Source organism: Ralstonia sp. 110700041-2 (genome assembly GCF_056280165.1).
This window is the reverse complement of record NZ_JBSFAI010000004.1, coordinates 52795-66394: the sequence shown is the minus strand read 5'-3', so window position 1 is coordinate 66394 and position 13600 is coordinate 52795. Positions and strand designations below refer to the sequence as shown.

The window sequence follows — 13600 nt, the reverse complement described above, 5'->3', positions numbered from 1 at the left end:
GGATCAGTAACATAGGGGTACCTCACTTGCGCAACGTATCTCTCATGACAGACAAGTCCACCGGCGTCACGAAAACCGAAAAGATGCTCGCGGAGTTTTGCGAGAAATCCTTCCTGAAACTGTGGAGTTACCCGAACCCATATAAGGACGATGGGCACGAGCTGTGTGACCTGCTGGCGGTTTTCGGAAGCCGTGTTTTCATCTTTTTCGATCGTGAGAATGAGCTTGCGCAAGATCCCAACAAGGATCCAATGGTTCTGTGGGACCGTTGGAAGCGGAACGTTATCGATCGCCAAGTCAAGACTGCACACGGCGCCGAGCGCTATATCCGTAGCGGAAGGCCGATTTTCCTTGACGCCAAGTGCGTCACGCCATTTCCATTTGCGTTCGACAGAGGGGCGGCGGTAGTTCACAAGATCATCGTCGCTCACGGAGCAAAGGAGGCTTGCGAACGAGCTTCATCACAGAACGTCTACGGCAGCCTCGCGATCACCTACACGGAAACCGATGGTGGTCCCACCCCCCCTTTTCACGTGGAGATCGACAAACGGAATCCAGTACATATTTTCGACAGCCATAACATGCCCATCGTGCTGCGAGAGCTTGATACCGTGAACGATTTCGCGATGTATCTAGACGAAAAGGTTAGGGCTGCCACCGCATTTGAACACTTGGCTTACTGCGGAGAGGAGGATTTGCTGGCGCACTACCTTCTGAACTATGACGCCAAAACGAAGCGTCACGTGATCGGGCCGAAGAAGGTAAAGAAAGGCCGAGTCAACAGCGTCATGATCGGTGAGGGAGAGTGGCATGGCTTTGTGCAGACCGGCCTGTACAAGAACACCAAGAGCGAAGATCGCGTCTCGTATTTTTGGGACGAACTGATTCAGCGGACGTGCCAGAACAGCTTGGACGGCACGCTTGGTGGCAACTCAAACATCCTACGGGGGGAGAGTGCGATCTATGAGATGGTCAAAGAACCGCGTTTTATGCGCAGGGGGCTTGCCCAGAAGATGCTGGCCGCCGTCGAGCGCTTCCCTGACACCGGCCCATTCTCCAGGCAGGTCACTTTCCTACCTTCCTTCGAGCCAAAGGTTGCGTACGTCTTGCTGCAGTTGCGTGCACCGGCCGAATTTCGCGCCGAGCCCGACTACCGCGAGAAGCGACAGTCCCTCCTTGAGATTGCATGCGGTGCGGCGAAGAACAAATTTCCGTACCTTGTGAAAATCATCGGAATCGGCATCGACGCTCCGAAATTCTCAGACCGAACAATTGCCGAAGATTTCATCCTCATGCCCTGCGAGACATGGACCGACGCAATGAAGGGCCACTACGAAGAGCTGAATGAGGATTGGAATTTCTTTGGCACCCCAGGAATGCAGGAGTTTAAGGATAGGGTGACGCAGTTTGTGCCGCCGCCGCAAGCTGGCGCGCGGGCATCGTCCGGCAAAGTTGGTCGCAATGACCCATGCCCTTGTGGCTCCGGCAAGAAGCACAAGAAATGCCATGGGCGGTAGCCCATTTTTACACCCCGTTTACACCCCTCCCCCCAACCTTTACCCCGTTTTTACCCCCCTTTCCCTACTGTTGCACTGCGCGCAGGCCCTGTGACGGGAGCCTGCCTGCACGCCGCATCCGGCCCCGTTGACGCGCACCCGCGCCGGGCCATGCGGCACCCAAAACAACAAGGGAAAGGTCCATGCAAGCCAAGGTTTCTTTGCACGCCACCGTCATGGGTGGCGTTGTCTTCTGTGCCGCAGCACTGTCCAGCGCGGCCGCTTTTGCGCAATCCACTTCGCAGTCGGCTGATTCGGCGCCGGCACCCGCCGCCGCCTCTGCCAGCCCGTTGACGGCCAACGTCACGCTGGCCAGCCAATACCGCTATCGCGGTCTCATGCAGACCAACAACAAGCCCGCCATTCAGGGCGGTGTGGATTACGCGCTGCCCAATGGTTTCTACGTGGGCAACTGGAACTCGTCGATCAGCTGGCTGGGGGATTCCAACTCCAACGTCTCCGCCCCCATCGAGATGGATTTCTACGGCGGCTACAAGACCGAGCTGATGAAGGATGTGCCCATTGATGTGGGCGTGCTGCAGTACTACTACCCGGGCAGCTACCCCGACGGCTACACCCGCCCGCACACCACCGAGGGCTATGCGCAGATCGGCTACGGGCCCGTCACGTTCAAGTACTCGCACGCGTTTTCCAACCTGTTCGGTTTTGCGGATAGCCACCACAGCCAGTACTTCGATCTGTCGGGCAACTTCGACACCGGCTTCTGGGGCCTGACGCTGAACCTGCACGTGGGCTATCAACAAGTGCCGCACCAAGTGGTGCGCACGTCCTATGCCGATTGGAAAGTGGGCGTAACGAAGGATTTTGGTTCGGGCTGGACAGCTTCTTTGTCCTACATCGACACCAATGCATCGCGTCTGGCCTACACCAATACACGAGGCAGCTACATGGGCAAGGCGACCGCCCTGCTCGCCGTGACCAAGACGTTCTAACCACCACGACCTGAAGGAAAGGGGAGCGCATATGGACCTCGTTTATCTCGCCGGCCTAGCGGTGCTGGCCCTGGCAGTGGGCGGATTGCTCGCCCTCTCCGGCCGGCTTGCCACCAAAGACCAGCCCACCACGCACGCAATGGAGAAACAGCAATGACCTGGCTCTATGTGCTGTCCGGGGCCATCACGGTGGTTCTGCTCGTCTACTTGTTCGTGGCCTTGCTCTGGCCCGAACGCTTCTAACAACACTGCGAGGCACACCATGAATGCGTTCCTCCTCCAGCTGGCGATCTATCTGGTCGTGCTGCTGGTTCTGGCCAAACCGCTGGGCGCGTATATGACCGGCGTGTTTGGCGACAAGCCATCGCGCGCGCATTGGCTCGGGCCCATCGAGCGGCTGTTTTATCGCGTGGCCGGCGTCAACCCGCAGGCCGAGATGGGCTGGAAGCGCTATGCGCTGGCCGTCATCGTCGTCAACGTGCTGGGCGCGCTGGCGGTGTATGCGCTGCAGCGCGTGCAGCAGTGGCTGCCGCTCAACCCGCAAGGCTTTGCTGCCATCACGCCGGATTCGTCGTTCAACACGGCGGTCAGCTTCGTCACAAACACCAACTGGCAAGGCTATTCGGGCGAAAGCACGATGAGCTATCTCACGCAGATGCTCGGCCTGGCGGTGCAGAACTTCCTGTCCGCCGCTACCGGCATTGCGGTGGTGATTGCGCTCATTCGCGGTTTTGCACGCCACTCGGCCAACACCATCGGCAACTTCTGGGTCGACTTCACGCGTGCGACGGTCTATGTGCTGCTGCCGCTGTCGATTCTGGTGTCGGTGTTCTTCGTGAGCCAGGGCGTCATCCAGAACTTCGATGGCTACAAGGAGGTGACCACCGTCACCGCCACCACGTACGACAACCCGAAGATGGATGCCAGCGGCCAGCCGATCAAGGATGCCCAAGGCAACCCCGTCACGGAAAAGGCCACCACGCAAACGCAGACCCTGCCGATGGGTCCGGTCGCCTCGCAAGAAGCCATCAAGATGATCGGCACCAATGGCGGCGGCCCGTTCAATGCCAACTCCGCGCACCCGTATGAGAACCCGAATGCGCTGACGAACTTCGTGCAGATGCTGTGCATCTTCATCATCCCGGCGGCGCTGTGCTTTACGTTTGGCGGCATGGTGGGCGATGGCCGGCAAGGCTGGGCCGTGCTGGCTGCGATGACGGTGCTGTTTGTGGTGCTCGCCGTCTTCCTGGCATGGGCTGAGCTGCACGCCAACCCGATGCTCACCAACCTCGGCATCGACCAGGCCGTGGGCAACATGGAAGGCAAGGAAACGCGCTTTGGCATCGTGGCCTCGTCGCTGTTTGCCACCATCACCACGGCAGCGTCGTGCGGTGCGGTCAACGCCATGCATGACTCGCTGACCGCGCTCGGCGGCTTCGTGCCGATGTTCCTGATGCAACTCGGCGAAGTGGTGTTTGGCGGTGTGGGCTCGGGCCTGTACGGCATGCTGGTGTACGCCATCCTGGCCGTGTTCATCGCGGGCCTGATGATCGGCCGCACACCGGAATACCTCGGCAAGAAGATCGAGGTGTTCGAGATGAAGATGACCTCCATCGCCATCCTCGTCACGCCGCTGCTGGTGCTGGTGGGCACAGCCGTTGCCGTGGTGGTCACGCAGGGCAAGGCCGGCATCTTCAACCCCGGCACGCACGGCTTCTCTGAAGTGCTGTACGCCTTCTCGTCGGCCTCCAACAACAACGGCAGCGCGTTCGCAGGTTTGTCGGCCAACACGCCGTTCTACAACATTGCGCTGGCTATCTGCATGTGGCTGGGCCGCTTCTGGATCATCGTGCCGGTGCTGGCGATGGCAGGCACGTTTGCCGCCAAGAAGCGCCTGCCCGTGACGGCCGGCACGCTGCCCACGCATGGGCCGCTGTTTGTGGTGCTGCTGATCGGCTCGGTGCTGCTGGTGGGCGCGCTCACGTACATCCCGGCCCTCGCGCTCGGTCCAATCGCAGAACACCTCGCACGCTAAGCGCACGGCGAGTCGTCTACCCAATATCAACAGGTGCCTTATGGCTATCCGTTATCCTGAATCCGAACCGGCTGTGCGTACGGTCAAGCACAAGCTTGAGCCGAGCGCCGGTACTGGTACTGCTGCAGCCGCCGAGCCGCAGGCACGCAGCACGCATACGACGCATACCACGCTGTCCGCCAAGGAGGTGCGCAAGCTGTCGATGTTCTCGTCGGCGCTGGTCAAGCCCGCCATTGTCGATAGCTTCCGCAAGCTGTCGCCGCGCGCGCAGGCCAAGAACCCGGTGATGTTTGTCGTCTACGTCGGCAGCATCCTCACCACCATCCTGTGGATCATGGCGCTGCGCGGCCAGGCCGAAGCGCCGGCGGGCTTCATCCTCGCCGTATCGGTGTGGCTGTGGTTCACGGTGCTGTTCGCCAACTTTGCCGAGGCGCTGGCCGAGGGCCGCAGCAAGCAGCAGGCGGCTTCGCTGCGCGGCATCAAAACCACGGTGCAAGCCAAGGTGCTGGCAGACCCGCACCGCCGTGACCGCGTGGAAGCGCGCGTGGCCACCGCGCTGCGGCGTGGCGACATCGTCCTCATCGAAGCCGGCGACATGGTCCCCGGCGACGGCGAGGTCATCGAAGGCGTGGCCTCGGTGGACGAAAGCGCCATCACCGGCGAATCCGCACCGGTCATCCGCGAATCGGGCGGGGATTTCTCGTCCGTGACCGGCGGCACGCGTGTGCTGTCGGACTGGATCATCGTGCGCATCACCGCCAACCCCGGCGAGAGCTTCCTGGATCGGATGATCTCGATGGTGGAGGGTGCCAAGCGCCAGAAGACCCCCAACGAGCTGGCGCTGACGATTCTGCTGGTGAGCCTGACCATCATCCTGATGCTGGCCACCGTCACGCTGCTGCCGTACTCGATCTTCTCGGTGGAAGCGATGAAGGCGGGCTCGCCGATCACGATTACCGTGCTCGTGGCGCTGCTGGTGTGTCTGATCCCGACCACCATCGGCGGCCTGCTCTCCGCCATCGGCGTGGCGGGCATGAGCCGCATGATGCAGGCCAACGTGATCGCCACGTCGGGCCGCGCCGTGGAAGCGGCCGGTGACGTGGATGTGCTGCTGCTCGACAAGACCGGCACGATCACGCACGGCAACCGTCAGGCGTCGCGCTTCATCCCTGCGCCGGGCGTGACGGCCAAGCAGCTGGCCGAGGCGGCATGGCTGTCGTCGCTGGCCGATGAAACGCCGGAAGGCCGCAGCATCGTCACGCTCGCACGCAACCTGGGCGAGGCGTCCATCGATGAAGCGGCCCTTGCGAAGACGCAGCCCGTGTACGTCGCCTTCTCTGCGCAAACGCGCATGAGCGGCATCAACGTCTCCCATGCAGGCGACGCCCGTCAGATCCGCAAGGGCGCAGCCGATGCGATCCGCACGCATGTGACGCTGCTGGCCGGCAAGTTTCCGGAGGCCGTATCGACTGCCGTCGACGACGTCGCGCGCCAAGGCGGCACGCCGCTGGTGGTGTCCGACAACGACCGCGTGCTCGGCGTGGTGGAGCTGAAGGACATCGTGAAGGCCGGCATCCGCGAGCGCTTTGCCGAGCTGCGCCAGATGGGCATCAAGACGGTGATGGTCACCGGCGACAACCGCCTCACCGCCGCGTCTATCGCAGCTGAAGCGGGCGTTGACGACTTCATTGCCGAAGCCACGCCCGAGACCAAGCTCGCGCTGATCCGCGAGCAGCAGGCGCAAGGCCGCCTCGTTGCCATGACCGGTGACGGTACCAACGATGCCCCCGCGCTGGCACAGGCCGACGTGGCCGTCGCCATGAACAGCGGCACGCAGGCTGCCAAGGAAGCCGGCAACATGGTCGACCTGGATTCCAGCCCGACCAAGCTGATCCAGATTGTCGAGATCGGCAAGCAGATGCTAATGACGCGCGGCTCGCTCACCACGTTCTCGATCGCCAATGACGTGGCGAAGTATTTCGCGATCATCCCGGCCGCGTTTGCGACCACGTACCCGCAACTCGCCGCGCTGAACGTGATGCACCTGGCGACGCCCGCATCGGCCGTAATGAGCGCGGTGATCTTCAATGCGCTGATCATCGTGTTCCTGATTCCGCTGGCGCTCAAGGGCGTGAAGTACCGCGCGCTGGGGGCCGCCACGCTGCTGCGCCGCAACCTCTTGATCTACGGCCTGGGCGGCCTGCTGCTGCCCTTCCCGGGCATCAAGATCATCGACATGTTCCTGGCCGCAATGAGCTGGGTTTAAGGAAGGAGTGCATTCATGGCAACCACAACTCAAGCGCGTCAACCTGTTCAGGCCGATGTGCCGCAACAAGGTGGGCTGCTGCGTGCGGCGCTGGTGGTGTTTGTTGGGCTGTCGCTCATTACCGGTGTGCTGTATCCGGTGGTGGTGACGGGGGTTGGCAAGGCGCTGTTTCCGGCGCAGGCCGGCGGCTCGATCATCGAGCGTCATGGCAAGGCCGTTGGCTCGTCGTTGATCGGGCAGAACTTTGATACGCCGGAGTATTTCTGGGGGCGGATCTCGGCGACGGCGCCGAACCCCTATAACGCGCAGGCGTCAAGCGGCTCCAACCTGGGGCCGAGCAACCCGGCGCTGACGGAGGCGGCCAAGGCGCGGATTGCGGCGCTCAAGGAATCGGACCCGACGAACACTGCGCCGATTCCGGCGGATCTTGTGACGGCATCGGCTAGCGGGCTGGACCCGGAGATCAGTCCTGCTGCTGCGGCGTACCAAGTAGAGCGTGTGGCCAAGGCTCGCCACATGTCGCCTGATCTGGTGAAGAAGGTGGTGGCTGAGAACACCAAGGGGCCGGTGCTTGGGGTGTTTGGCGAGCCGGTCGTCAACGTGTTGGAGCTGAATCTGGCGTTGGATGATTTGAAGTGAGGGTTTTGAGTCGGGCCTTGTTGGTATGTCCCCGGTTTTCGTGCCCTGCCGGGGCTGAAACAAGGGATGCACCACAAGAACAAAAAGCACCCAAAATACAAACCATGCCAGCCGACCAGCGCCCGAACCCCGATCAACTCCTAGCCGAACTCCAATCCGGCCAAGAGCAGTCCGCCCGCGGCAAACTCCGCATCTACTTCGGCGCCTCGGCCGGCGTAGGCAAAACCTACGCGATGCTGGCAGCAGCCAAGGCCGCTCGCGCAGCCGGCATCGACGCCGTCATCGGCCTGGTCGAAACCCACGGCCGCGCCGAAACCGCCGCGCTGGTCGCCGACCTCGAACACCTTCCCACCCGCCAGATCGAATACAAGGGCCGTACGCTGCCTGAGTTCGATCTGGATGCCGCGCTGGCGCGAAAGCCCGCACTCATCCTCGTCGATGAGCTTGCCCACTCCAACGTGGCGGGCTCGCGCCACCCCAAGCGCTGGCAGGACATTGAGGATTTGCTCGCCGCAGGCATCGACGTCTGGACCACCGTCAACGTCCAGCATCTCGACAGCCTGAACGAGGCCGTCGGCAGCATCACCGGCATCCGCGTGTGGGAAACCGTGCCGGATGCGGTGTTCGATGCGGCCAACGAAGTCATCCTCGTCGACCTGCCCGCCGATGAACTGCTGCGCCGCCTGGCCGAGGGCAAGGTCTACATGCCCGAGCAGGCGCAGCATGCGGCGCGCAATTTCTTTCGCAAGGGCAACCTCATCGCCCTGCGCGAACTCGCCCTGCGCCGCACCGCCGACCGCGTCGACGATGACGTGCAGGCCTATCGCCGCGCGCGTCGCATTGAAAACGTCTGGCGCACGCGCGAGACCGTCGTTGCGTGCCTGGACCCGCAGGGCGATGGTGAACAGGTCATCCGCAGCGCCGCGCGTCTGGCCGCGCAACTGGAATGCGACTGGCATGCGGTGGCGGTGGTGATGCCGCATCTGCGTGCCGCCGATGCGCGCACCGAGCGTTTGCATGCCCTGCTCAAGCTGGCACAAGACGCCGGTGCCAAGGTGGAAACGCTGGCCGGCACCAACGCCGTCGAGGCAATCACCGGTTATATCCGCCGCCACAACATCACCAAGGCGGTGATCGGGCGGCCGCCGGAGAAGCGCTGGCGATCGGCGCGCGCGGTCGTCGTTGCGCTGCGGCTGGCGATCGGGCTGGAGCGCCGCCTGCCCAGCGGTGACTTTGCCGAAGCGCTCGCACGACATTGCCCCGAGGTCGACGTGATTCGCGCCGCGGCGGACCCGGCGCATATCCAGCTCACGCCGCGCGCAGCAGAGGTCGGCCGTGCTGATGTGCGCAGCGAAGCCCAGCGCGCGGCCGATGCGCAGGCCGGTTGGCTCAAGCCGTCTTACGTGGCCGCGTGCGTGTATGTGGGCGTGGCGACAGCGTTGTCCAGCCTCGTGCGGCCGGTGTTCGACCTGGCCAACATCGTCATGCTGTTCCTGGCGGCGGTGGTGGCGGTGGCGATGCGCCATGGGCGGGGTCCGGCAGCGCTGGCTTCGGTGCTGTCGGTGGCGCTGTTCGATTTCTTCTTCGTGCCGCCACGTTTTTCCTTTGCCGTGAGCGACGTACAGTACCTGCTGACCTTTGGGGTGATGCTGGCGGTCGGCATGCTGGTGGGCCAGTTGACGGCAGGCTTGCGTGAACAAGCGGAGGTAGCGGTGCAGCGCGAGGCGGCGGCACATGCGCTGTATGAGGCCGCGCGGGAGTTGTCTGCCGCGCTCACGCTGGACCAGATCGTCAGCATCGGCGGGCGCTTCGTCAACGCAACGTTTGGCGGGCGCTGTGCGTTCTTCTTCGTCGGGCTCGATGGGCGGCTGGGTGCACCGCAGGTCGCCAAGCCGGAAGGCAGCACCGATGCACCGTCCGGCATGCCAAACCTGGACCGCGTGCTGGCCGATTGGACGTACCAGCACGGCCAGCCTGCCGGTACGGGCACGCACACGCTGCCGTCGGGTTCGGTGCTGTATCTGCCCTTGAAAGCGCCGATGGCCATTCGCGGTGTGCTGGCCGTGGAGCCCGAAACCTTCCACGTGCTCGCACAACCCGACAACCGCCGCCAGATCGACGCCTGCGCCACGCTCGTCGCCATCGCCATTGAGCGCGTGCATTACGTGGAAGTGGCCCGCGACGCCTTGGTGCGGATTGAATCGGAGCGGCTGCGCAATTCACTGCTGGCCGCCGTGTCGCACGATTTGCGCACACCGCTCACGGGCCTGGTGGGGATGGCCGAAACACTATTGCGCGCGCAGCCGCCCCTGCCCCCGCTGCAGGCAGAAGCTGCGGCCGCCATTGGGCAGCAGGCGCAGCGCATGCGTACGATGGTCACCAACCTGCTCGACATGGCGCGCCTGCAGAACCAGGACGTCAAGCTGCGGCTGGAGTGGCAATCGGTGGAGGAACTCGTCGGCGCGGCGTTGCAGGCGAATCCATTGCCCGATCATCGTGTGGTCGTGGATCACCTCGCAGCCCTGCCGCTCATCCGCTGCGACGGGCCGCTGATGGAGCGCGTGCTGTCGAATCTGTTGGAGAACGCGGGCAAATTTGCGCCGGCCGGCACCGAGGTGCGTATCTCTGGCGAGATTGTCCACGACGAAGCACGCGGCAACGAACTCCGCCTGCGTGTGCGCGACCACGGCCCCGGCGTGCCGGCGGGTTCGGTGCAGACCATCTTCGAGAAGTTCACGCGCGGTGAGAAGGAATCGGCCACCACCGGCGTCGGCCTGGGTCTGGCCGTGTGCGAGGCCATCGTGAGTGCACATCACGGCCGCATCTGGGTGGAGGCACCGGCTGACGGCGGCGCGTGCTTCGTCGTCGCCCTGCCCGCCGCCGAGCCGCCGCCTGTGGAAGACGCCGAGCCCATCGCCTAGCCTGGCTGCACCGTTGCAGGGCATATGAACATGCCGAAAAAGTCGTTCGGTTACATACGCCGCTATGACAGGATCACGTCACACGCCCGCCACCCGCGGGCGGATTTCATTCACGACAAGATCCACGAGGTTTCTCCATGTCCCTGTTCTCCCGCCTTGCGCGGGTGGCCGTACCGGCCATCGCCTTTGCCGTTGCCACCGCCGCCCACGCCGATACCAAGCAGATCAAGCTCGGCACCATGAGCGGCCCCGATGCGCAAATCTGGGAAGTCGTTCAGAAGGTTGCCAAGAAGGATGGCCTCGACGTCAAGATCATCGAGTTCAACGACTACGCTCAGCCCAACCCCGCGCTCGATTCGGGCGACCTGGACGCCAACGGCTTCCAGCACCAGCCCTTCCTCGACAGCCAGATCCAGGCGCGCCATTACAAGATCGTCAATGTTGGCCTGACCTACGTGGCGCCGATGGGCTTCTACTCGAAGAAGATCAAGTCGCTGGCGCAGCTCAAGGAAGGCGCCAAAGTCGGCATCCAGAACGACCCGTCCAATGGCAACCGCGCGCTGCTGCTGCTGCAGAAGGCAGGCGTGATCAAGCTCAAGGCGGGCGCCGGCACGAACGGCAACAACGCGACGCCGCGTGACGTGGTCGAGAACCCGAAGAAGATCAAGCTGATTGAGTTGGATTCGGCGCAGCTGCCGCGCTCGCTGGATGATCTGGACGCCGCTTCGATCAATACCGACTACGCGGTCAAGAACGGCCTGACGCCGACCAAGGACGCCATCGCACTGGAAGATCGTCAGGGTCCGTACGCCAACCTGATCGCCGTGCGTGAAAAAGACAAAAACCAGCCGTGGGTGAAGACGCTGGTGCGCGCCTACCAATCGGAAGACGTGCGCAAGTTCATCGACACGCAGTTCAAGGGTGCGATCTTGCCGGCGTTTTAAGCGGCGGCTGCTAAGTCAGCGGTTACTTTCGCGGGCTGACCCGAGATTGAAGCGTGGCATGCCGGGAGCCTGTCCAGTCTTCCGGTGCGCCGCCGCGTTTTGTTGCGCTGCGGCATTATGTGACAGGTGCAATCGTTTTCGTCACGCGTGGCGCCGTGGCAACGCTTGTAGCCTCTCGTTACATTAAGTAGTTCTACGTTATTGCAACGCAACAAACGATTCGCTATAGTAGGAACTGTCTCCTCCACCCTCCTTGGTGGATTGTGGCCCGAGCACCTGGTGCTCGGGCTTTTTTCTTTGGCGCGCGGCTTTTGTTCTTCTTCCGGCCGCCTTGCATCTCGGCCGGTTCCGGCTACCCTGAATTCTCGATTTTTCTGCGTGTTTCCCTCGGCGGCGTTGCCCGATAGCAACGAGCACGGATTTTTCAAGCGTGCGCTTCGAGCCACGCTTCAATCACTGCCACGCACGTCGGCGGAGAAAGATCAAAGCGCTGTTTGAATCACGTTTTCGCTGCGAATGTGCGCGCAACGGTGTGCTTTGTGCCGCTAACATCGCGAAATTTCGTCAGTTTTTGTCCTACAAGGGTTTCGGCGAACCCCGGACAGTCTGACCGCACCCCCTCCACTAAACTTCACCTTGCTCTCTCTTTAGAGAGCACTCCCCCCCTTTTGAGCCCGCCCCTGTTGCGGGCTTCATTTTTTTCGGGCACGATTTCCTCCATCCCGACGCTGTCGACACCGGCGCCGGAAGCTCAAAAGGTTGGGGGAATCTCTCAAGGCCCGCGCAGTTGAAAAGCTGCGCGGGCTTTGTTTTTTCCGGCGCCGCGTGCTGACTTCGCCTGACAAGGCTCCCCGGCGGTGATTCAATGGCGGCTGATGGTGCCGTCACACAGCGCAAACGGGATGCGCCTCGGCCCGATACCCACAACAACAAGGACTGGCCGATGGAAGGTTTCGCGCAACTCGCCGTGCTGGTGGTGGATGACCACCCCGTGCAACGGGCTGCCGCCCGGCAACTGCTCCATACGCTGGGCGTGCAGCAGATCCTGACCGCGTGCGACGGCCGCGAGGCGCTCTATCTCCTGCAGCTTTGCCACGTCGATCTGGTGCTGTGCGACATCGACATGCCCGCGATGAACGGTCCCGAACTGATGGAGCAGATGCACTTGCGCGGCGGCCGCATCTTTCCACGACAGGCGCCCGTGTGGGCGTGGGTCAGTGCGATGGATGCGCCAATTGTCGAGTCGCATGTCAGCCTGGCCGATGCGATCGGGTTGACGCGCACGCGCGGCGTGCAGAAGCCGCTGCGCCCGGCACACGTGCTGCCGCTGCTGGAAGAAGCCGCCGCGCGCGAACGGGACCGGGCGCCTGCCGCAACCGCCGGCTTGCCGCAGTTTTCTGACGACGAACTTGCCGCGCTTATCCACGAAACGCCCGAACAGATCGAGGTCGTATTCCAACCCCAGCACGATCTGGCCAGCAACCAGATCGCCGGCGCCGAGGCGCTTTGCCGCTGGATGCACCCGGTGCATGGGCGCGTGTCGCCCGCCGCTTTCGTGCCGCGCCTGGAAGCGCTGGGGCTGGCGGACGGCCTGTTCTTCCACGTGTTGGAGCATTGCGTGCGCGTGCAGCACGCGTTGGCTGCGCATGCGTATCCCGTTTCGATTGGCGTGAATGCGTCTGCGCAGACGCTGAGCCGGGCCGGCACCGTAGACCGCATCGATGCCATCGTGCGCGGGGCGCGCATTGCGCCGACGGCGATCGCCATCGAACTGACGGAAGACTCGCCCGCGCCTGATGCCGCACAGCTCACCATCGCGCTCAACCGCTTGCGCCTGCTGGGCCATCCTCTGGCCATCGACGATTTTGGCGTGGGCATTGCCACGCTCAAGCTGCTGGCCGATCTGCCTTTCACCATCCTCAAGATCGATCGCTCGTTTACAGCCGCGGTGGACCAGACCAGCCAGCGCGGCGTGATCTGCCGCACGATGATCGAGCTGGCGCGCGCGCTGCATCTCGAGTGCATTGCCGAAGGGGTGGAAACCGAAGCGCAGCGCCAGACGCTGCGCGCTTTGGGCTGTGCGACCGGGCAAGGCTATCTGTGGGCGGCACCACTGTCCGTGACCGCGTTTCTTGCGCACGTGCAGGCGGCGGCTTAAGGGCGAACGCCACCGCGTCATTCAGTTTTCCTCAACCCAGATAGAAGCAGCTTCTGCCCCGAAAGGTTACGCGGAGCCAAAGTAAGAAAAGTCTGATCCCGCAGGGCATATCCGGTGAGTAAGGTACC

Annotated in this window: 10 protein-coding genes; all 10 read left to right on the top strand. The window is 63.0% G+C overall.

What is annotated here, in order from left to right:
• Positions 1-44: 44 nt before the first annotated feature.
• The 10 genes from ACUXH0_RS07050 (at position 45) to ACUXH0_RS07005 (ending at position 13472) form a co-directional block, all read left to right on the top strand.
• Positions 45-1517 carry a YecA family protein gene (locus ACUXH0_RS07050; RefSeq protein ID WP_182593832.1) on the top strand — a complete coding sequence of 491 codons (1473 nt, stop codon included), beginning with the start codon at positions 45-47 and terminating at the stop codon, positions 1515-1517.
• A 182-nt stretch (positions 1518-1699) separates the two neighbouring features.
• Positions 1700-2509 carry a TorF family putative porin gene (locus ACUXH0_RS07045; RefSeq protein WP_182593831.1) on the top strand — a complete coding sequence of 270 codons (810 nt, stop codon included), beginning with the start codon at positions 1700-1702 and terminating at the stop codon, positions 2507-2509.
• A gap of 31 nt (positions 2510-2540) precedes the next feature.
• Positions 2541-2666: a hypothetical protein gene (locus tag ACUXH0_RS07040; RefSeq protein ID WP_004628489.1), complete on the top strand. Its 126-nt coding sequence runs from the start codon at positions 2541-2543 to the stop codon at positions 2664-2666.
• Complete coding sequence (gene kdpF / locus ACUXH0_RS07035; RefSeq protein WP_004628487.1) at positions 2663-2752, top strand: K(+)-transporting ATPase subunit F; 90 nt, start codon at positions 2663-2665, stop codon at positions 2750-2752. Before ACUXH0_RS07040 ends, kdpF begins: the two co-directional genes overlap by 4 nt.
• Before the next feature lie 19 nt (positions 2753-2771).
• Positions 2772-4544 (top strand): potassium-transporting ATPase subunit KdpA, encoded by a 1773-nt coding sequence (kdpA, locus tag ACUXH0_RS07030; RefSeq protein ID WP_182593830.1) that lies wholly within the window; start codon positions 2772-2774, stop codon positions 4542-4544.
• Between the two features lie 40 nt (positions 4545-4584).
• Complete coding sequence (gene kdpB, locus ACUXH0_RS07025) at positions 4585-6810, top strand: potassium-transporting ATPase subunit KdpB (protein WP_182593829.1); 2226 nt, start codon at positions 4585-4587, stop codon at positions 6808-6810.
• 15 nt (positions 6811-6825) lie between these two features.
• On the top strand, positions 6826-7449 hold the full coding sequence (gene kdpC / locus ACUXH0_RS07020; protein ID WP_182593828.1) for a potassium-transporting ATPase subunit KdpC: 624 nt from the start codon (positions 6826-6828) through the stop codon (positions 7447-7449).
• Positions 7450-7553: 104 nt separating this feature from the next.
• Positions 7554-10370: a sensor histidine kinase gene (locus ACUXH0_RS07015; protein WP_182593827.1), complete on the top strand. Its 2817-nt coding sequence runs from the start codon at positions 7554-7556 to the stop codon at positions 10368-10370.
• 137 nt (positions 10371-10507) lie between these two features.
• Entirely contained in the window at positions 10508-11314 is an 807-nt protein-coding gene (locus ACUXH0_RS07010; RefSeq protein WP_004628477.1) for a MetQ/NlpA family ABC transporter substrate-binding protein, read from the top strand.
• A 943-nt stretch (positions 11315-12257) separates the two neighbouring features.
• Positions 12258-13472 carry an EAL domain-containing response regulator gene (locus tag ACUXH0_RS07005; protein WP_182593886.1) on the top strand — a complete coding sequence of 405 codons (1215 nt, stop codon included), beginning with the start codon at positions 12258-12260 and terminating at the stop codon, positions 13470-13472.
• Positions 13473-13600 lie beyond the last annotated feature (128 nt).